Origin of the sequence: Kribbella monticola, assembly GCF_003261635.1 — a bacterium.
Taxonomy (GTDB): domain Bacteria; phylum Actinomycetota; class Actinomycetes; order Propionibacteriales; family Kribbellaceae; genus Kribbella; species Kribbella monticola.
In genome coordinates this window covers 51,083-70,327 of record NZ_QFXK01000032.1, presented here as the reverse complement: position 1 = coordinate 70,327, position 19,245 = coordinate 51,083, and the positions used below count along the sequence as shown (strand labels likewise).

The window sequence follows — 19,245 nt, the reverse complement described above, 5'->3', positions numbered from 1 at the left end:
TCACGAGACCTTGCTGGCCGAAGCCGTGAACGTGTTGCAGTAGGCGCTGTTACTGGTGTTGAAACCGCGCGCGGCCCAGTACTGGTGACTGGCCCGGGCGCCGTGGTCCCGCGGTCCACCGCGGTTGTTCTCGTCGCCGGTCTGCGCCTCGACGTACCTGCGGTAGATCGTCAGGTCGAGACCGGTGATGCCGTACGAGATCTTGTTGGCCCCCATGAAGGCGGTGCCGAGACAGGAGGCCTGCAGCTCGACCCGCCGGCTCAGCTCGAGTCGCGTGTCGCGGTCAGGCGCGTCGTACTCCAGCTGATGCGCGGCAGCCAGGATGCCGGTCAGCTGCTGCAGGTGATGGGCGAACTCGTGCCCGGCCGTGTAGGTCGCCCACATCCGCGCGAACGCCCGGTTGCCCGGATCGGAGGCGCGGTTCCACAGCTTGATGTCGTCCTCGAACTTCAGGTAGAGCGTCTGATTCGTGGCGCAGTAGAACGAGACCGCCGAACTGCCGGCGCAGGGCGACTGGACCTGCCCTGACCAGAACAGCACCCGCGGTGCCGTGTAGGTGTGCTTGGCGCCTTGGACCTTGCCGGCCCAGGCGCGGTTGAGGCAGCCGATCAGGTTGGCGTAGTACCCCCGTACTGCGGCAGGGCTGCTCAGGGCAGCCCGTGGTTCCCGGCAGCCGACCGATCCCTGGGCGCCGGAGGCGTAGAACGCATCGCTGGTGACGACCTTCATACCGTCCTGCGACGCCGCCCCGTCGTCGCCGGTTCCAGGCGACGGGGTCTGGGAGGTCGAGGGCGCCGCCAGACCAGCGCCCGGCACCGGCGCCACCGTCGTGAAGCTGTCTTCGCGTAGAGCCAGTGCGGCGATCACGACAGCCACAGCGATACCGCCGAGCAGTAGCAGGCTGATCGCCAGCCCGGTGCTGCGGCGCTTGGGCTGCGGGCCGCCGTGCTGAAAGGTGTGCTCGCCGCCGATCTCGGGCCCCCAGCCCACCCGCGGCAGCGCCGGCTCGCCCCCCGGCATTCCCGGCAGCGGTTGGCTGCCGTAAAGCGGTATCGAGCCGTCGGGCAGCGGCCCCGGCGGCGGATGCGGCCCTGGTGGCTCGCTCCAGTCATGGTTGGACACGGTGATTCCTCATCCCCCCGGGACACACGAGGCGTGATCCGGGGGACCAGGCTAACCACCCGGACCGCAGTTCGTCTGCACCCGCCCTACGGCGTACGCCGGGGGCAGGGTCACCTCACCTTGCCCGACGGTGCCGTGAACGTGTTGCACGCACCCGGGTTGCGGCTGTTGAACCCACGCAGCGCCCAGTAGTTGTGGATGTCGGCGTCACCGTGGTCGTTGCCGTAGTCGGTGGTGTTCGCGATCAGCCACTTCCACTGCACGTAGGACTGGCCGGTGATCGGATAGCTCCGCTTGTTCGCCCCGATGAAGACGTCGCTGAAGCAGGACGCCTGGAGCTCCAGCCGCCTGGTCATCTCCAGCTCGACGGTCCGGTTCGGAGCGTCGTAGCGCAGGTCGTGGTTGGCCTGGAGGATGCCGGTCATGTTCTGTACGTGGTGACCGAACTCGTGCGCGAACTGGTGCAGCATCCACATCCGGGCCCACACCTTGCTGTAGCTCTGGGTGTAGCGGTTGTAGTTGCCGACGTCCTGGCTGAGGTTCATGTAGATGGTGTCGTTGTCACCGCAGTAGAACGGCGGCCCGGTGTCGCTCATCGAGCCGCACGGCGACTGCACCGTGCCGGTGAAGGTCTGCAGGTTCGGTACGCGGAAGCTGCCGCCGGCCCGCTTGACGTACGGGCTCCAGGCGCGGCTCAGGCAGGAGCGCAGCTGGAGGTAGTTGGCCGTGGCGCCCGCGACGGTCGACGGGCGCGCGCGGGACTCCTTGCAGCCGACGGAGGCCATCACACCCGTGGAGTACAGCTTGTTCCGGCTGACCCATTCGTAGGCGGTCGGTCCACGCTTCACCGGTGGCGTACTCGACGTCCGCGGCGCTGTCGGCCTCGTCACGGTCGGCCTGGTGCTGGTCGGCTCGGTCGTCGTGGGTGCCGTGGTCGGCTGTGACGGCGCAGAGGTGGGGGACTCGTACGAAGTCGGGTCGTAGGTCGGGCTGTAACTCGGGTCGGTGGTCGGCACGTAGTACGGGCTGTCCGCGCTGGAGCTGTTGTGCTTCAGGTAGCCCGAGACGAGCGAGAGCAGGATCACTACTCCGACCAGGCCGCCGACGACGAACAGGATCGCCTTCGCCGCGCCGCCGCCCTTCTTCGGCGGCTGCGGCCCACCGGCGGGCGCACCCCACCCGAGCCCATGGGGAAGCTGCTGCCCCGGCGTAGTCGGCGCCACCCCGTACTGCGGCTGCCACGGCTGCACCCCGAACGGCCCAGGCGGCGGCACCTGCCCAGGAGGCATCTGCCCAGGCCGGGCTGGTTGCCCAGGCGGCTGCGGCTGGCCGGGCGGTGGCCCGTAGCCGCCGGAGTACTGGCCTGACTGGTACGGGCCTTGGCCACCGGGCGGGGGCTGCTGCGGATACTGGCCGGGAGGGCCCCACTGGTTGTCGGACACACACGCTCCACTGCCCCGCAAGTGGACGTCAGCACGGCCCGGGGCACAACCGCGCGAAGCCCGACGCTATCCGAGCCCCAGCTCACCCCCACCCCCACCCCGGCCCACCAGCAGTCGTGTTCAGCTTGACCTTGCCGAGGGGGTCAGCGCCGCCGCTCCACCGAGAACGGTGGGATGCAGGCCGTTGCGGTGGGCATGGGCCGCGGTAGGGTGCCCCCTGTCGAACTGCGGTCAGCCGCGGGGCGACGTAGTACGACCTGTCGCGACCACCCGGTCGCCGGGCAGGGGCCCGGTGGCGACGGGCCGATTTCATCCTGACCCTCTCGATACGGTGTGATTGGGCGATGCGTCTACGTCTGCTCGGGGTATCCCTGTGTGCCCTCGGTTTCCTGGCCCTGACCGGCGTCCAGGCCGGTGCGACCGGTGCCGGCGGCTCCGCCGACCCGGTGGTGACCAACTTCGACAGTGAGATCAGGGTCGAACGCGACGGTCTGCTCAAGGTCTCCGAGACGTGGAAGCTGAGCAACGTGACCGGGACCTTCACCCGGTTCGTGCTCACCCGCGATCACCTGCCCGACGCCGTCGACCACGTGCAGAAGATCGAGGACCTGCACGTGAAGTCCGGCGGCCAGGACAAGAAGAGCGAGATGTCCGTCAAGGGCGACGTCACCTCGATCGCGGTGGCCGGCGTCTCCGGTGACACCCAACTCGACTTCACCTACACCGTCCGCGGCGCGGTCGCCAAGGTGCTGAACGGCACCGAGGTCCGGTTCACTCCGTTGACCGGTGTGAACCTGACCATCCAGGACGCCAACGTCGTCTACAGCACCCCGCAGGTGTCGCACGTCTCCTGCACCGCGGGCGCGCTGGACAGCAACACCCCGTGCACCCTCGCCCAGATCGGCGAGACGTCCGGCCCGACGTTCCGCCAGCAGGGCCTGCCGCCCGGCAACGCGGTCCGGATGACGGTCGGTTTCCCCGACGGCGAGATCGCCGCGAACACGATCGTCGAGTACCGCAAGACGTTCAAGCGCGCCTTCTCCACCGACGCCGCCCAGCTGATCACCGCGTTGCTGGTGCTGCTCCTCGGCGCCGCTGCCCTGCTCGTCCTGTACCGGTTGCGCGGCCGCGACCAGGTCGACCCGCGCCGCGTAGTACCGGCGTCGCTGTTCAGCCTCGGCCAGGACACTCGCATCGACTTCACCCCGCCGGCGGACCTGCGGCCGGGTGAGGTGGGCACGCTGATCGACGAGCGGATCGACCCTGTCGACGTCACGGCCACCATCATCGACCTGGCTGTCCGCGGCCATATCACCATCACCGAACTGGAGCACGAGTCGGAGTACTCGCGCCCCGACTGGGAACTCAAGCGGGTCTCCGGCGCACCCGCCGAGGAACTCCAGCGCTACGAGAACGTCCTTGTCCGCGCGATCTTCGGCGACTCCGACACCGTGCTCGTCTCCGAACTCGGCAAGCAGGTCAGGGCCGGCCTCGGCCAGGTCCAGGATGCCCTGTACGACGGTGTCGTCAAGCGCGGCTGGTTCACCGAGCGGCCCGACCGGACTCGGTCGCTGTGGGCAACGATCGGCATCGCGGTCACCGTGGTCGGCGTCATCGCCACGTTCCTGCTGGCACTGTTCAGCAGCTGGGGCCTGCTCGGCCTCGCCATCACCGCCGTCGGCGTCGGCCTGCTCGTCATCGGCCGCCACATGCCGGCCAAGGCACCCGCCGCCGGTCGCGTCCTCGGCCAGGTCGCGGCGATCCGCGGCGAACTGCTCGAGATGGACGTCAGCGAACTCCCCTCCGACCAGCACGCCGAACTCTGCTCCCGCGCCCTCCCGTACGCCGTCGTCCTCGGCGGCTCCGAGCGCTGGATCGACGCCCTCGTCGCCACCGACGTCGACGACGAAGAAGACGAAGGCTTCCACTGGTACCGCGGCCCGCGAGGCTGGCACCTCCACTACCTCCCCGACTCCCTCCGCAACCTCACCACCAACCTCACCGGCGCCCTCTTCACCCGCTGAACCTGCTGGTACCACGTGTGAGCAGCTCCCCACGCTGCTCCTCCGTCCCGGCTCGGCGAAGGCGAGGTGGTCGCCGGGGGTGTTCGGGTACTGCGGCCCGCTTCGCGCCTCCTGCGTCGGCGCTCGTCCCACCCGCCCCGGGATCGCCGCTCCTGCGTCGCGGCTCGTTGTGTGGTGCGGGTTGTCGTCTGCCGGAGGAACGGCGAGCGAGCGGTGCGAACAAGCGGACCAAGCCTTGTGACAAAGGGCTTCCACTCATGCTCGCCGAGGATGCCCATTGGACACCTCCGTGGTTGCGCGACGAGAACCCCGTCCCCCCGAGTCGTGCAGTGGGCAGCTTTCCTTGAGCGAGGCAACGGTAGGGCGACGCAGGAGGCCGTAGTTGGGGGGTGGGGAGCGGCGACGAAGGAGGCGCGCGGGCGGGCTCAGATGGAGGAACCGCCCGTACGCCGCCCCCGGCATACGGGCGGTTCCGATCGGGGCTACCAGTTCGCTTGGACTGGGTGGGGCGGGAGTGGCGTGCTGGTGGGGTGGATGACGTAGACGATGCCGCCCGAGTGGGGGATCCAGGCGTTTTCGAAGGCCTGGCGGTTGTAGGTGGTGCGGACCTGGTCGTTGCTCTTGATCAGGTGGGAGGCGGGGTCGTTGACGACGACGTCGCCGGTGGGGGTGAAGCCGACGATGACCATCAGGTGGCCGTTGGTGCCGTAGCCGGCGCCGGGGAGTTCGTCCTTGGTGAAGGAGAGGGAGGCCACCAGGGGGATGCCTGCCTTGATGAACTGCTCGGCTTCGGTGAGGGACCGCAGCCGGGTGACGAAGGCGTCGAGGCCGCGCGTACCGGCGTACGCGGTGTTGAAGGGCCAGTTGCCGGCGCCGTCGTAGTCGTAGTCGAAGACCGAGCGGGCCGAGTGGTCGACCTGCGGATCGGCGTACGTCGGGTCGACCCACGCTGTCTCCGCTGGAGTCGGTCCGGCGCCGTAGTAGTCGAGCACCATCGCCGTGGAGGTCGCGGAGCACCAGGCTTCGCCGCCGCCGTCCCACTGTGGGTACTGCCCGATGTGGGTTTCCTGCGAGTACGTCGGTACGTTCAGCACCTGGCCCCACGCGCCACCCGAGGGACTGACCGGCACCGTCGCGTCGGACGGCAGGTGCGACGCCATGGCGCCGACAGAGCGCAGTACGGGAGCGCTCGTCGTACCGGCGAGGCGGTAGAGGGTCACCTTGAGGCGCCAGCGGTCCAGTGAACGGCCGGAGCGAGCTACGAAGGTGTCGACCGAGACGTCGCCGACGGTGTCGCGCTGGCCGCTGACAGAGGTGCGGTGGATATCACCCGCCGCTGTGTCGTCGCCCTTGTTCCAGCGGCCGAGCACGTACCACTTGGTGGTCTTGCCCTGGTCGGAGTGGCCCGACATCGCCACCTCGATCCACGTCCCGGGCGGGGTGGTGGCGTTCCAGGAGGCGACCAGTTCGGTGAGCGCGAAGCCGGGGCGCACCTCGGGCGAGGTCCAACTGGCCTGCTCGTAGGTCTTGGCGGTGCCGTCGCCGAACGGGTCGACGTACGACGTACTGCCGGTCGCTGAGCCGAACGTGAGCGCGTCGTCGGCGACGGTGGTGCCGGCTCTGGTACCGGCCAGGAAGTCCGCGGACGACGTCCAACCGTGGAAGCCAATCTCGCGGACCTGTGACTTGGCAGCGGTACTCGGGGCGGCGCTGAGCGCGAGGACGACGAGACCGGTGATCAGGGTGGTGACGGAGCGGGCGGCGATCATCTTTCGACGGTAGACCCGCCGCCGCGCCCTGTCGCGGTGAACGCGTGCCGCAATGAGGAAATTCTTCGTCAAATACTTTCAGTGGTCGCCGAGCGGTCCTGCCACTCGTCGACGAGAATCGCGAAGACTGCCTCGTCGGTCCATTCGCCCTTGAGGAACTCGTTGCGGACGAAGTGCGCCTCCTGGCGCATGCCGAGGCGCTTGAGCAGGTTCGCCGAGCCGGTGTTGCGGGCGTCCAACCGGCCGATGATCCGGTGCATCCCGAGCTGGTCGAAGCCGAGCCGGAGCAGCTCGGTCGACGCCTCGGCGGCGTACCCGCGGCCGTGGAACTCCGGGTGGAAGACGAAGCCGATCTCGCCGGTGCGGTGCTCGGCGTTGTAGACGAACAGGGTCACCTCGCCGACGTACTGGCCGGTCTCGCGCAGGATGACCGCGAGGGTGAGTGCCTGGCCTTCGGCATCCATCGGTACGTCGGCCAGCCGGCTCGCCAGGGACTCGCGGACCTGCTCGGGGGTCTTCGATTCGTACAGCAGGAACCTGGTCACGTCGTCGTTCGACTGCAGCTTGAGCAGGTCGTCGTAGTCGGATTCCTGGTAGCGGCGGAGCGTCAGGCGGTCGGTCTCGATCGGCAGCGAAAAGGTCACGCTCCGAGCCTAGAAGACGCCGCAACCGAATAAAACAAAGAAAAGAAGGGCAAGGAAGAAGGTGGGTGGCGAAGGCGGGTGAGCGACAAGGCAGGGCCGAAGAGCCGGAGGGTTGGGCCTCCGGCTCTTCAGGTGCCGGGTTTAACCGTTGGCTAGGGCAACCAAGCGGGTTTGGTCGCCGTTGAAGCGGTCCTGGTCGATCGGGGTGGAGCTGTACTGCCAGATGGTGTGGAACGGCCAGCCGCCTGGCAGGGTGCCGGGGGCCGAGGCGTAGCGGGCGACCCAGAGTGGGTTGGTGGAGTTGAAGGCCGTGCTGTTGCCGGTGCAGCGGCTCCACCAGTCGAGGTTGGTGTAGATCACCGCGTCGCGGCCGGTGCGGGACTTGTAGGTGTTGAGGAAGTCCCGGATCCAGCTGACCATCGACGACGCGCTCAACCCGTAGCAGGTCGCGCCGTACGGGTTGTACTCGATGTCGAGCGCGCCGGGCAGCGTTCTGCCGTCGCGGGACCAGGCGCCGCCGCGGTCGACGAAGTAGTTCGCCTGGTTGGCGCCGCTGGAGTCGTTCGGCGTGGCGAAGTGATAGGCGCCGCGGATCATGCCGACGTTGTAGGACCCGTTGTACTGCTGGGCGAAGTACGGGTTGGAGTAGTAGTTGCCTTCGGTCGCCTTCGAGTAGGCGAACCGCTTGCCGGCGTTCCATTGCGCGGCCCAGTCGACATTGCCCTGGTGGCTGGAGACGTCGATGCCTTCGACGCTGGCGGTCGTCGACATCACCGCCGGGCCGGCGGCGGTGGTGGGCTGGCGCCAGCCCATGAAGGCTTCACCGGCCTTGGTGATGTCGTGCTGACGAGCTTCGGTGGTCGGCTGATGGGCGGCCGGACTGGTGCTGGAGTCGGGGGCGGGAGCGGCGCTGGCGAGGGTGGAGCCGGCAAGCGGGGCCAGGAGCAGACCCAGGGTGACGGCGGCACCCGTGACGAAGGATTTCACGAGGGACCTCCACAGAGCGGTGTAGGGGCGGGACAGAGCGCTCGGCGGAGTTCTTACCCCGCTAGGGGTAAGAATTAACCAAAAATCTCAAAAGATGTGTGAGTATCTACCGAACCTTGTCCGAAGTCGCCGTGAACGTGTTGCACTGCGCGACGTTGCGGCTGTTGAAGCCGCGGTTCATCCAGTACGGCTGGACGACCTTGCTGCCGTGCGTGCGCTCGGTGTCCCACTCGTCGCCGGAGTTGTGCGAGATGAAGTTGAACTTCTCCTTGTACTCCCTCGTGACCGGCAGCGTCGCCTTGTTCGCACCCTGGAAGATCGCGGAGAAGCAGGTCGCCTGGAGCTCCATCCGGCGATTGATCTCGAGTTGCGCGGACTTGTTCGGCGCCTCGTACCACAGCCAGTTGAAGGCGCGGCTGATCCCGGTCAGCTTCTGCAGGTGGTGGCCGTACTCGTGCGCCATCGTGTCGGCCATGGCGACGCGCAGCCACGCCTTCGACGTCCGCCCGTTGTGGTAGTAAGCCACATCGCTGCGACCGTCGATGTAGATGGTCATGTTGGAGCCGCAGTAGTGGGAACGGCCTGAACTTCCCCCGCACGGCGTCTGGCCGCCGCCGTTCATGGTGACCACGTTCGCCGGCCGGAAGACGTCGCGGCCGACGCGGACCTGCCGCGCCCAGGCGCGATCCAGGCAGGCCTTCAGCGAGCGGTTGAAGGAGGTCTCGCTCGCGATGCTCGAGGCATTGGTGCCGGGCAGCCGGCAGCCGGTGCCCCGCAACGTACCCGTTCGGTAGAACAGGTCCCGGGTGACGATCTCGTAGTTGGTCGGCTGGCGTGGTGGGGCGGTCGTCTTGGTCGGCTGAGGAGCCGTGGTCGTCGGCTCGGTCGTCGTCGGCGCGCTGGTCGGCTCGTCCGTCGGGTCGTCGGAGGGGTCGTACGTCGGCTCGTTGGTGGGGCTGTAGGTGTACGACGGCTGCGGCGACGTGTAGTCGTTCAGCCGGTGCTGCTTGCTGATCACCCCGGCGATCCACAGACCGACGACGCCGACGACCAGGACGATCGGGATGATCGCGATCCAGCCGCGGCTCTTCTTCTTGGGCGCCTGCGGTCCACCCGGCCCCCAGCCGAATCCGGGCCCACCAGGTCCGCCGTACTGCGGTCCCGGGTACGGCGTACCTGCGTACTGCGGTCCACCGGCGTACTGCGGTTGCTGCTGCGGTGGGGGACCCGGGTACTGCGGCGTGCCCCACTGCTGGGGTGGGCCTTGGTAGGGCGGCTGGCCACCGTACGGCTGCTGGTTCGACAAGGTTCCTCCTCCGACCGGCACGGTACCGGCCGGAGGGTTCGCTTCAGCTGATCACTGCACTGCGGCGCTGGGGGCGGTAAACGTGTTGCAGGCGGCCAGGTTGCGGGTGTTGTAGCCGCGCATGGTCCAGTTGCCGTGGCTGGTCCGGTTGCCGTGGATCCGGTGGCCCGGGATCGGATCGTAGTTGTCGCCCATGTGGTAGACCATCCAGTTGAACTGGGTCTTGAGCTGACCGCTGATCGGGTAGGTGTTCCGGTTCGCCGCGACGAAGAGCCCGCCGAAACAGCTCGCCTGCAACTCCATCCGGCGATTGATCTCCAGTTGCGCCGCCTTGTTCGGCGCGTCGTACCAGAGCCGGTTGAAGGCCGGAAGGATGCCGGTGATCTCCTGGATGTGATGGCCGTACTCGTGAGCCACCACGAACAGCATGCCTGCGCGGACAAAGGCCACGGCGGTGGAGTTCCCGTTGGCCCTTCGGTACTGGGCCATGTCGTAGTCGCCGGCCAGGTACATCGTGTGGTTGAGCGCGCAGTAGTACGAGCTGGGTGCACTGTTGCCGCACGGTGAGCCCACCTTGCCGTTCATCACGATCGTGTTCGGCGCCTTGAACGGCAGGCCGGCCGCGTTCACCTGCCGTGGCCAACCCCGGTCGGCGCAGGACTTCACGTTCGCGTAGTACCTGACGGCGTTGGAGAGTGAAGTCGGTCGGGCGCCGGACTCGCGGCAGCGGACGCCCGCCTGGACACCGGTCCGATAGAACTTGGTCCGGCTGACCACCTCGTACGGCGTGGGTTGGCGCGCCGGCTGGGTTGTCTTCGTCGGCTTCGGCTGGGTGCCGGTCGTCTCCGCTGTCGTGGGCTGAGTGGAGGGACCCGTGCTGGGGTCGTCGCTGGGGCTGTAGCTGGCAGTCGGCTGGGGCTGGGCGTAGTCGTCGTGCAGCCGGTGCTGCTTCTGAATGACGCCGTAGATCCAGAGCCCTACCACTCCGACGACGAGTACGGGGATGATCGCCAGCCAGGCCTTGCTCTTCTTCTTGGGCTGCTGCGGACCACCTGGTCCCCAGCCGAAGCCAGGGGCGCCCGGCGGCGGTCCGTAGTACTGAGCGGGCGCGCTGTACTGCGGTGCGCCGTACTGCGGGCCGTACTGCGGCTGCGGCTGCTGCTGCGGCTGCGGCTGCTGCTGCGGGGGCGGCGGTGGCTGGTACTGCGGTGTGCCCCACTGCTGGGGCGGCCCCTGGTAAGGCGGCTGCTGGCCGCCGTACGGTTGCTGGTTCGACAAGGCAACCTCCTCGGGCAGCACCGTACAGTCCGGCGAGCGCGGTCCGGTCCGATGACCGCTGTGGGGAAATTGTCAAGAGCACCCCTATATCACCGTTACCCTTGATCAGTGACACTTCGCTTGTACGACACCGCGACAGCAGCAGTGAGGGATTTCGAACCGGTCCATCCGGGCAAGGTCGGGATCTACCACTGTGGGCTGACGGTGCAGGGTGCCCCGCACGTCGGGCACATCTACAAGGAGATCGTGTTCGACGTCCTCCGGCGCTGGCTGGAGCGGTCGGGCTACGAGGTCACCGTGATCGCGAACGTCACCGACATCGACGACAAGATCCTGGCCAAGTCGGCCGAGCGGCAGGTGCCGTGGTGGGCGCACGCCTACGAGTTCGAGCGCGAACTGCACTGGGCGTACGACGTACTGGGCTGCCGTCCGCCGACGTACGAGCCGCGCGCCACCGGTCACATCCCCGAGATGCTGGTGATGATCGGGGAGCTGATCGAGCGCGGGCACGCGTACGTCGCGACCGACGGCTCCGGCGACGTGTACTTCGACGTGAAGTCCTGGCCGAAGTACGGCGAGCTGTCGCACCAGCGGATCGACGACATGGAGGCCGCCGAGGACGCGGACCCGCGCGGCAAGCGTGACCCGCGCGACTTCGCGCTCTGGAAGGGCTACACCGAAGGCACGCCGCGGACGGCCTCCTGGCCGACCCCGTGGGGTCCTGGCCGGCCCGGCTGGCACCTGGAGTGCTCGGCGATGGCCGGTAAGTATCTCGGCGACGAGTTCGACATTCACGGCGGTGGCCTCGACCTGCGCTTCCCGCACCACGAGAACGAGCTGGCCCAGTCGACCGCGGTCGGGCAGAAGTTCGCCCGGTTCTGGATGCACAGCGCATTGGTGACGGCGGCCGGCGAGAAGATGTCGAAGTCGCTCGGCAACGGCGCGGTCGTGCGCAACGTCGTCGAGCAGGTCCGCCCGATCGAGCTGCGGTACTACCTGGTCAGCTCGCACTACCGTTCGGTGGTCGAGTTCTCGATGGCCGCGCTCGAGGAGTCCGCCACGAGCTTCCAGCGGATCGAGGGATACGTCGGGCGCGCGACCGAGGTGACCGGTGGCGTCCAGCCCGCGGCCGATGTGCCGCAGGCGTTCGCCGACGCGATGGACGACGACCTCGGGACACCGGCCGCTGTCGCCGTGCTGCACAACACCGTGCGGGACGGCAACAAACTGGTCGCCGACGGCGATTCTCCTGCCCTGCAAGAGAATCTGGCCTCCGTGCGGGCGATGCTCGGCGTGCTCGGGCTGGACCCGCTGGCCGAGCCGTGGGCGTCGCGGGCCGGTGGCAACGAAGAACTGACCGAAGTGGTCGACGGACTGGTGAAGGCGCTGCTCGACCAGCGTCAGGCCGCCCGCGAGCGCAAGGACTATGCCGCGTCGGACGAGATCCGCGACCGGCTCAAGGCGCTCGGCGTCGTCGTCGAGGACACCCCACAGGGATCCCGGTGGACGATCGCCGCGCACCCATCAACCGAAGGAAACTGAAGTGCCAGGCAGTAGTCAACGCAAGGGTGCGATCCGCAAGAAGCCACGCGGCAACCCGACCGCCGGTTCCGGTGGCCGGGTCCGCCGGGGACTCGAGGGCAAGGGCCCGACCCCGAAGGCCGTGGACCGCACCAAGCACCCCGCGCACAAGCGGGCGAAGGCCAAGGAGCGCGCCGAGAAGCGCACCACCGGCCGCCGCCCGGACCGCAAGGACTCCGAGTCCACGGTCGAGTGGGTGTACGGCCGCAACCCGGTCGTCGAGGCGCTCCGCGCCGGCGTACCGGTCAGCGCGCTCTATGTTGCCGAGGGCACCGAGCGCGACGCCCGGCTGCGCGAGGCACTGCTGATCGCCGTCGAGCACGGGATCTCCCTGCTCGAGGTGCCCCGGATCGAGCTCGACCGGCTGACCAGTCACGGCGCCCACCAGGGTCTCGCCGTGCAGATCCCGCCGTACGAGTATGCGCACCCCGACGACCTGCTGAGGCTCGCGTACGACGCCGACCAGGTGCCGTTGATCGTGGCGCTCGACGGCGTGACGGACCCGCGCAACCTGGGTGCCATCACCCGGTCGGCCGCGGCCTTCGGTGCGCACGGCGTGCTGGTGCCGGAACGGCGTACGGCGTCGATGACCGCGTCGGCCTGGAAGACCTCGGCCGGTGCGGCGGCCCGCATCCCGGTGGCTCGCTGTACGAACCTGAACCGTGCGCTGAAGTCCTACAAGGACGCCGGCCTGATGATCGTCGGCCTCGACATGGGCGGCGAGGTCGAACTCCCCGACCTGCAGGCCGCCACCGACCCGATCGTCCTGGTCGTCGGCAGCGAGGGCAAAGGCCTGGCCCGCCTGGTCCGGGAGAACTGCGACCTGATCGTCTCCATCCCGATGACCAGCAGCACCGAATCCCTCAACGCCGGCATCGCCACCGGCGTAGCCCTCTACGAAATCTCCCGCCGCCGCGGCCAGTAATCACCTACGCACCAGAACCCCGGACAGAAGCCGTCCGGGGTTCTGTTATTACTACCACAAGCTTCTTGATGTACCTACTTTTTGTAGGTACATTATTCAGATGGAGACCATCGGCTTGCGTGAGCTCAATCAGAATCCGTCGAAAGCGGTGGCGCGGGTGCGGGCCGGGGAGACGATTGTCGTCACCGACCGCGGTCGGCCGGTTCTGCGGCTCGTCCCCGAAGACGAGCGGCCGGACACCTTGCGGCGGCTGATCGACTCCGGGGAGGTCACACCGCCGGCCGAGATGGGGATGCCGGATCTGGCGCTCGACCTGACACCCGAGGTGGACAGCCTGTCAGACCTGCTGATCGCCGAGCGGGACTCGGAGCGCCGCCGGTGATCTATCTGGATTCCTGCGCCCTGCTGAAGTTCATCAAACCGGAGGCGGAGTCGGCTGCGCTCCGCAAATGGCGGGAGTCGCTGCCCGGGGACACCGAGCTCATCACGAGCGAGTTGGCGAGGCTGGAGATCACTCGCACGTTGTTGCGGGCCGGTGTGGATCATCAGCAGGTGCCCTACTTCGCTGCGCAGGCAATCCGCGGAATCTACCTGGTGGATCTCACCACCACCGTGCTGGCACGGGCAATGGCGTACCGGACACCTCGACTCGGCTCCCTCGATGCCATCCATCTGGCGAGTGCAGAGCCGTTCCGGCCGGATCTCGCCGAGTTCATCACGTATGACCGAGAGCTGGCCGGTGCCGCCGAGGAACTCGGATACCCGGTGACCGCGCCCGTCTGAGGCCGAGAACCCCCTGCCGGAGCAGGGGGTTCTCGGGTCGTCTCTGTGGATCAGTAGACGCTGACGCCGTAGACGGAGAGGGGTTCGGTGACGGGCTGGAAGAAGGTGGTGCCGCCGGAGGAGCAGTTGCCGCTGCCGCCGGAGGTCAGGCCGAGGGCCTTCGTTCCGTCGAACAGCGAGCCGCCGGAGTCGCCACCCTCGGCGCAGACGTTGGTCTTGATCAGACCGGTGACCGTGCCCTCGGCGTAGTTCACCGTGGCGTTGGTACCGGTGACCGTGCCGCTGTGGACGTGGGTCGTGCTGCCGCTGCGCTTGACCGACTCACCGACGAAGGCGTTGGCCGCCGTGGTGATGTCCTGGGACGACCCGTTGTAGAGGTCGACCGTGCCAGGGTGGTTGGTGTACGAGCTCGCGTACTTCACGATCGCGTAGTCGTTACCGGGGAAGCTCGAACCCGAGGTGGTTCCGAGCAGCGTGGTGTGGCTGGAGTTGGAGTACCAGCTGGAGGCGATGTTGCCGCAGTGACCGGCGGTCAGGAAGTAGTAGACGCCGGCGCTGTTGCGGACGTTGAAGCCGAGCGAGCAGCGGTACTGGCCGCCGTAGATGGCGTCGCCACCGGCGATCCGCTTGCTCAGCTTGCCGGAGATCTTCTCCAGCGTGATCCGGCTGCCGAACTGCTTGGTGACGCCGGTCAGCGAGTTGAGTTTGGCGCCGGTCACGGTGTCGTCGTACGACACGATGATCCGGCCGTCGGGAAGCGTCACCCAGGCGGTGCCCGGGATGGAGGCCTCTTTGCTCAGCGTGGAGGTGATGCTGCCCGCCGACACCTTCGACAGGTCGACGGGGGCGGCCGTCGCCTGGGTGCCCAGCATGGCGGTGGTTGCTGCCAGGCCGGCGGTGGCCAGGACGGCGACGGTACGGCGGATGTGGATGAACTTCACGGTTCAGCCTCCTCACGATGAGGGCGCGCTCGGGGCGGGTGCGCCCTTGACTTAACCGTGATGAAACCTACCGGAAGTTGTCACAAAGTAAATGCCTCAATCCGGAGGGTAAGGGTTATCCTCCGTGCTCGACGGTCCGCCGGAGCACCTGGCGGCCGCCGCGGAGCTCGGCATGGTCGACCTCGACCAGCCACCGGTCGTCGGTCAGTACGACCGTCATCACCCCGTTCCCGAACCACGGCCCGTACGCCGTACGCCAGCGCGCGGCGACGTCGCGTACCCCGGCCGACCGGGCCAGCCGATGCAGCAAGGCGGTCATCCAGCGCGTATCCAGCACCTTGTTCGCCACCTGGATGGGCCGGCCGATCGGGTTCCGGAACGGCGACATGGTGAGCTGGCGGATCGCCGTACCGGGGTGGTCCACGGTGGTCAGCTCGGCTTCGGACAAGTAGCTGCAGTGCACGTCGCCCGAGAGCATCAGGATCGAGGCCGGCGGGTTCTCGGCGCGGACCAGATCGGTCAGCAGGTCGGTCACGTCGTCGAACGACCGCCGGAACGACGCCCAGTGCTCCAGATCCATGTCCTGCCGGATCCGCTCGCCGACCCCGGCAGCGCGACGTCCCCACGCGCCGGAGGAGACCGCCTCGTTCCAGCCCTCCAGGTGATGCAGGCCGGGCGTGAGCAGGAACGGCAGCGTCGACGCGAACAGCAGGTGATTGATCGGCTGTGTCGCGCCGACCGTATGCCGGCGTACCCATTCCCACTCGTGCTGATCGACCATCGCCCGCCTGGACGGCTGGAGCTCGCGGGAGCACCGTGAGTCGACCGCCAGCAGCCGGACGCCCTTGGAGCGAGCACCGAAGTCGCGGTAGAAGCTCCAGCGAGTGGAGGCGGGGTCATCGTCCGCCTCCCACGCGAACGCGTCCAGGTACGAACTGCGCTCGTCCTCGTCCTCCAGCGCGCGCATCGCGGCGTACGTCGGGTCCTTCTCGAGCTGCTCCGGCGAGAGGTTGCCGAGGTGCTGGTAGACCCAGTACGACGCGTAGGCGCCCACCACTCGGTCGTGCCACCACGGTTGCGAGGTGACCCAGCGACGCCAGGTCAGCGAGGTGTTCCAGTCGTCCCGCAGATCGTGGTCGTCGAGCAGCATGCACACCGGTACCGTCGAGAACAGCCAGCGCACCGCAGGGGTCAGCCACGCATCGTCGTACAGCCAGGTGTACTCCTCGAAGTTGCCGATCTCGTCGGCTACCTCGGAGTCCTGCCGCCCACCGTGCGCCGCGCGGAGCTTGGCCAGTACTGCGTCTGACGGGTCGTCCGCGTACACCTGATCGCCCAGCAGCAACAAGGCGTCCGGTCGTTCGGCGTCGTCGCCGCCCATCCGCTCGGCCAACGCGACGAGCGCGTCCGGGCCGAAGTCCTTGAACCCCTGCTTGTCGAACGGCGCCGATCGTCGGCAGGATCCGAAGGCCAGCCGGAAGCTGCCGTCCGCGCGTGGCGTCCGGATCAAGCTCGGCCCGTACGGGCTGTCGGGCAGCGGCCAGACCTGCGTGCCGTCGAGCAGTACCTCGTACGGCGTTTCGCTGGCCGGCTGGAGTCCCTCGATCAGCACCAGGGCGTAGTGATGACCGTGCACCGACCAGGTCGGCGCGCGGTGTCCGAGGATCTCGACGTCGCACGGTCCGTCGGTCTCGACCCACACGGTCGCCCGCGTCTCGTCGACGTACCGGAGCAACGGCCCCAACTTCAGCTGCACCCGCCCCACGCTATCGACCGGGGCAACCAGGGCCGAGCGGTTGCGAGTCGGCGGTCAGTCGTGGCGGAGGGAGTGCAGGACGAAGGAGGCCAGTTCGCGGTACGCCTCGGCGTCGCTCAGGCCGGTCCGGCGGGCGATGTCGCCGCGCTGGATCGCCTGCATGGTGTGCGCGACCATCTCGGCGGCGAACCCGATGTCGACCTGCCGGAACGCCTTCCCCGCGATCCCGTCCTCGATCAGCGAGCGGACCCGGTCGGCGGCGATCCGGGTGTTCCGCTCGTACACGGACCTTGCCGGCGCAAAAGTGGCCACGTCGTCCAGGAAGGTCCGGCTGGCCGGTCGCAGCGCATCGGCCACCGCGCCCAGGTACGCCGCGATGCGGCGGTCCGGCCGGGTCTGTTTGGCGACCGCGGACTCCACCTCGGCGGTGGCATTCTTGAAGTAGTGCTTGACCACCTCGACGGCGAGTTGTTCCTTGCTCGGCGCGAGCGCGTACAGGGTCGTTTTGCTGCAGCGCAGCTCCGCGGCCAGGTCGTCCAGGGTGAACCGGCTGAAGCCCTGGGTGAGGAACAGGGACAGGAGCCGGTCGAGCAGCTCTGACTGCCTGCGCGTGCGGCGCCCGGGGACGACTGTTGTCATATCGAGACAGCATAGAACGATACGGAGCTTTGGTCTTCAGTATCAATACGAGTATCATTTCGACGAGCCTTGAGAGGGGTGTCCAATGGCTGTCGACCGCTTGCTGCCGACCGAGGAATCCACCGACCTGCTGAGCCTGGTCCGCGACCTGTGCGAGCACGAGCTCGCGCCGTACGCCGCCAAGGCCGAGGAGACCGAGTCGTTCCCGCGCGACGCTTTCCGGACCATCGGACGAGCCGGCCTGCTGGGCCTGCCCTATCCCGAGCAGTACGGCGGCGCCGAGCAGCCGTACGAGGTCTATCTGCAGATGCTCGAGGAGATCGCCGCCGCCTGGATGACGGTCGGCGTCGGCCTGTCCGTACACACCATGACGAGCTACGCGGTCGCAACCTTCGGTACGCCGGATCAGCGCGAGCTGCTGCTTCCTGACATGGTCGGCGGTGACCTGCTCGGCGCCTACGCGCTGTCGGAGCCGCAGGCCGGTTCGGACATCAGTGGGATGACAACGAAAGCTGTCCGTGACGGCAACGACTACGTGCTCAACGGCACCAAGTCATGGATCACGCACGGCTCGCACGCGGACTTCTACACGACCTTCGCCCGGACCTCGGCCGACCCGAAACATGGCATCTCCGCCTTCCACGTGCCGGCCACGTCCGGGGGGCTCAGCTTCGGTGCGCCCGAACGCAAGATGGGCCTGACCGGATCGACCACGACGACGGTCAATTTCGACAACGTCCGGGTGCCGGCGGCGAACCTGATCGGCGAAGAGGGCGCCGGGATGCGGATCGCGTTGTCCGCCCTCGACTCCGGCCGGCTCGGCATCGCGGCCTGTGCGACTGGCCTCGCCCAGGCGGCGCTCGAGCTCGCGGCGTCGTACGCGCAGGAGCGCAAGCAGTTCGGCCACGCGATCTCCGACTTCCAAGGCCTGCAGTTCCTGTTGGCGGACATGGCCGCGGCGACCGAGGCCGCCCGGTCGACGTACCTGCAGGCCGCCCGTCGGCGCGATCTCGGCCGGCCGTTCACCCAGCAGGCGGCGATCGCCAAGCTGGTCTGCACCGACGCGGCGATGAAGGTGACGACGGACGCGGTCCAGGTGCTCGGCGGCTACGGTTACACCCGGGAGTTCCCGGCCGAGCGGTACATGCGCGAGGCCAAGGTGACCCAGATCTTCGAAGGAACCAACCAGATCCAGCGGCTCGTGATCAGCCGTGACCTTCTCAGGAGCGTTCGATGAAGCTTGGCCCGTCCGACGTCGCTCTCGTCACTGGTGGTGGCTCCGGCCTGGGAGAGGCGACCGTACGCCGGTTCGCCGCGTCCGGCGCCGGCGTGGTGATCTGCGACCTGCCGTCGTCGGCCGGCAAGGCGATCGCCGAGGAACTGGGCCCGCGGGTGCGCTTCGTGCCGACCGATGTGACCGACGAAGCTGCGGTGGCCGCCGCGCTGGATGTGGCCGCCGAGTTGGGTGCTCTGCGCCTGGTCGTCACCTGCGCCGGGATCGCGACGCCTGGCCGGGTCGTCGGCCGCAAGGGACCGTTGCCGCTGGCAACTTTCCGGCAGGTGATCGAGGTCAACCTGATCGGCACCTTCAACGTGCTCCGGCTCGCCGCCGAGCGGATGATCGCCCTCGAGCCGGACGAGGACGGTGACCGCGGCGTCGTCGTGATGACCGCCTCCATCGCGGCGTACGACGGCCAGATCGGCCAGGCGGCGTACGCGTCCAGCAAGGGCGGCATCGTCGGCCTCACCCTGACCGCGGCGCGCGACCTGGCCGACAAGGGCATCCGCGTCGTCACCATCGCCCCCGGCACCATGGAGACCCCGATGCTGGCCGGCCTCCCCGAAGACGCCCGCAAGGTGCTCGAACAACAGGTCCCCCACCCAGCCCGCCTCGGCCGCCCGTCGGAGTACGCCGCCTTGGTGGACCACATCGTCTCCAACCAACTCCTCAACGGCGAGGTCATCCGCCTCGACGGCGCGCTACGCATGCCGCCGCGTTAGTTCCCCTCCGGGGCCGTTCGAAATTGCCCTGTGGACAGCCGCTGATC

Annotated in this window: 17 protein-coding genes; 7 read left to right on the top strand and 10 right to left on the bottom strand. The window is 68.2% G+C overall.

Features of this window, described 5'->3' with window-relative positions:
* Together DIZ26_RS22410 and DIZ26_RS22405 are read right to left on the bottom strand one after the other, a co-directional pair.
* Entirely contained in the window at positions 1 to 1,122 is a 1,122-nt protein-coding gene (locus DIZ26_RS22410; RefSeq protein ID WP_157979783.1) for a neutral zinc metallopeptidase, read from the bottom strand.
* Positions 1,123 to 1,232: 110 nt separating this feature from the next.
* Positions 1,233 to 2,411: a neutral zinc metallopeptidase gene (locus DIZ26_RS22405; RefSeq protein ID WP_112244644.1), complete on the bottom strand. Its 1,179-nt coding sequence runs from the start codon at positions 2,409 to 2,411 to the stop codon at positions 1,233 to 1,235.
* Between the two features lie 497 nt (positions 2,412 to 2,908).
* On the opposite strand from DIZ26_RS22405, the gene DIZ26_RS22395 reads away from it, so the two are divergent.
* Positions 2,909 to 4,588, top strand: coding sequence for a DUF2207 domain-containing protein (locus DIZ26_RS22395; RefSeq protein WP_112244642.1), 1,680 nt, complete (start codon positions 2,909 to 2,911; stop codon positions 4,586 to 4,588).
* 482 nt (positions 4,589 to 5,070) lie between these two features.
* Here DIZ26_RS22395 and DIZ26_RS22390 read toward each other — a convergent pair whose 3' ends face one another.
* The 5 genes from DIZ26_RS22390 to DIZ26_RS22370 form a co-directional block, all read right to left on the bottom strand.
* On the bottom strand, positions 5,071 to 6,357 hold the full coding sequence (locus tag DIZ26_RS22390; protein ID WP_112244640.1) for a C39 family peptidase: 1,287 nt from the start codon (positions 6,355 to 6,357) through the stop codon (positions 5,071 to 5,073).
* A gap of 68 nt (positions 6,358 to 6,425) precedes the next feature.
* Positions 6,426 to 7,001, bottom strand: a complete 576-nt coding sequence (locus DIZ26_RS22385) for a GNAT family N-acetyltransferase (RefSeq protein WP_112244638.1) — start codon at positions 6,999 to 7,001, stop codon at positions 6,426 to 6,428.
* Between the two features lie 141 nt (positions 7,002 to 7,142).
* Positions 7,143 to 7,988 (bottom strand): lysozyme, encoded by an 846-nt coding sequence (locus tag DIZ26_RS22380; RefSeq protein ID WP_112244636.1) that lies wholly within the window; start codon positions 7,986 to 7,988, stop codon positions 7,143 to 7,145.
* Between the two features lie 106 nt (positions 7,989 to 8,094).
* Entirely contained in the window at positions 8,095 to 9,294 is a 1,200-nt protein-coding gene (locus DIZ26_RS22375) for a neutral zinc metallopeptidase (RefSeq protein WP_112244634.1), read from the bottom strand.
* A gap of 51 nt (positions 9,295 to 9,345) precedes the next feature.
* A complete protein-coding gene (locus DIZ26_RS22370) occupies positions 9,346 to 10,572 on the bottom strand; it encodes a neutral zinc metallopeptidase (protein ID WP_157979782.1) in 1,227 nt (408 codons plus the stop codon).
* Positions 10,573 to 10,680: 108 nt separating this feature from the next.
* Here DIZ26_RS22370 and cysS point away from each other — a divergent pair, with 108 nt between their 5' ends.
* The 4 genes from cysS (at position 10,681) to DIZ26_RS22350 (ending at position 13,861) form a co-directional block, all read left to right on the top strand.
* A complete protein-coding gene (cysS, locus tag DIZ26_RS22365) occupies positions 10,681 to 12,114 on the top strand; it encodes a cysteine--tRNA ligase (protein WP_112244630.1) in 1,434 nt (477 codons plus the stop codon).
* Between the two features lies 1 nt (position 12,115).
* Positions 12,116 to 13,078, top strand: a complete 963-nt coding sequence (gene rlmB / locus DIZ26_RS22360) for a 23S rRNA (guanosine(2251)-2'-O)-methyltransferase RlmB (protein WP_112244629.1) — start codon at positions 12,116 to 12,118, stop codon at positions 13,076 to 13,078.
* A gap of 100 nt (positions 13,079 to 13,178) precedes the next feature.
* Positions 13,179 to 13,460 (top strand): type II toxin-antitoxin system Phd/YefM family antitoxin, encoded by a 282-nt coding sequence (locus tag DIZ26_RS22355; protein WP_112244627.1) that lies wholly within the window; start codon positions 13,179 to 13,181, stop codon positions 13,458 to 13,460.
* Complete coding sequence (locus DIZ26_RS22350; RefSeq protein WP_112244625.1) at positions 13,457 to 13,861, top strand: type II toxin-antitoxin system VapC family toxin; 405 nt, start codon at positions 13,457 to 13,459, stop codon at positions 13,859 to 13,861. Before DIZ26_RS22355 ends, DIZ26_RS22350 begins: the two co-directional genes overlap by 4 nt.
* A gap of 50 nt (positions 13,862 to 13,911) precedes the next feature.
* Here the strand turns inward: DIZ26_RS22350 and DIZ26_RS22345 are convergent, their stop codons facing one another.
* The 3 genes from DIZ26_RS22345 to DIZ26_RS22335 form a co-directional block, all read right to left on the bottom strand.
* On the bottom strand, positions 13,912 to 14,802 hold the full coding sequence (locus DIZ26_RS22345; protein WP_232828516.1) for a S1 family peptidase: 891 nt from the start codon (positions 14,800 to 14,802) through the stop codon (positions 13,912 to 13,914).
* 115 nt (positions 14,803 to 14,917) lie between these two features.
* Entirely contained in the window at positions 14,918 to 16,558 is a 1,641-nt protein-coding gene (locus tag DIZ26_RS22340) for a DUF7800 domain-containing protein (protein WP_112244623.1), read from the bottom strand.
* 54 nt (positions 16,559 to 16,612) lie between these two features.
* A complete protein-coding gene (locus tag DIZ26_RS22335) occupies positions 16,613 to 17,197 on the bottom strand; it encodes a TetR/AcrR family transcriptional regulator (RefSeq protein ID WP_112244621.1) in 585 nt (194 codons plus the stop codon).
* A gap of 85 nt (positions 17,198 to 17,282) precedes the next feature.
* Between DIZ26_RS22335 and DIZ26_RS22330 the strand changes: the two genes are divergently transcribed.
* Positions 17,283 to 18,434 (top strand): acyl-CoA dehydrogenase family protein, encoded by a 1,152-nt coding sequence (locus DIZ26_RS22330; RefSeq protein ID WP_112244619.1) that lies wholly within the window; start codon positions 17,283 to 17,285, stop codon positions 18,432 to 18,434.
* Entirely contained in the window at positions 18,431 to 19,198 is a 768-nt protein-coding gene (locus DIZ26_RS22325) for an SDR family NAD(P)-dependent oxidoreductase (RefSeq protein WP_112244617.1), read from the top strand. Before DIZ26_RS22330 ends, DIZ26_RS22325 begins: the two co-directional genes overlap by 4 nt.
* The last annotated feature ends 47 nt before the right edge of the window (positions 19,199 to 19,245 follow it).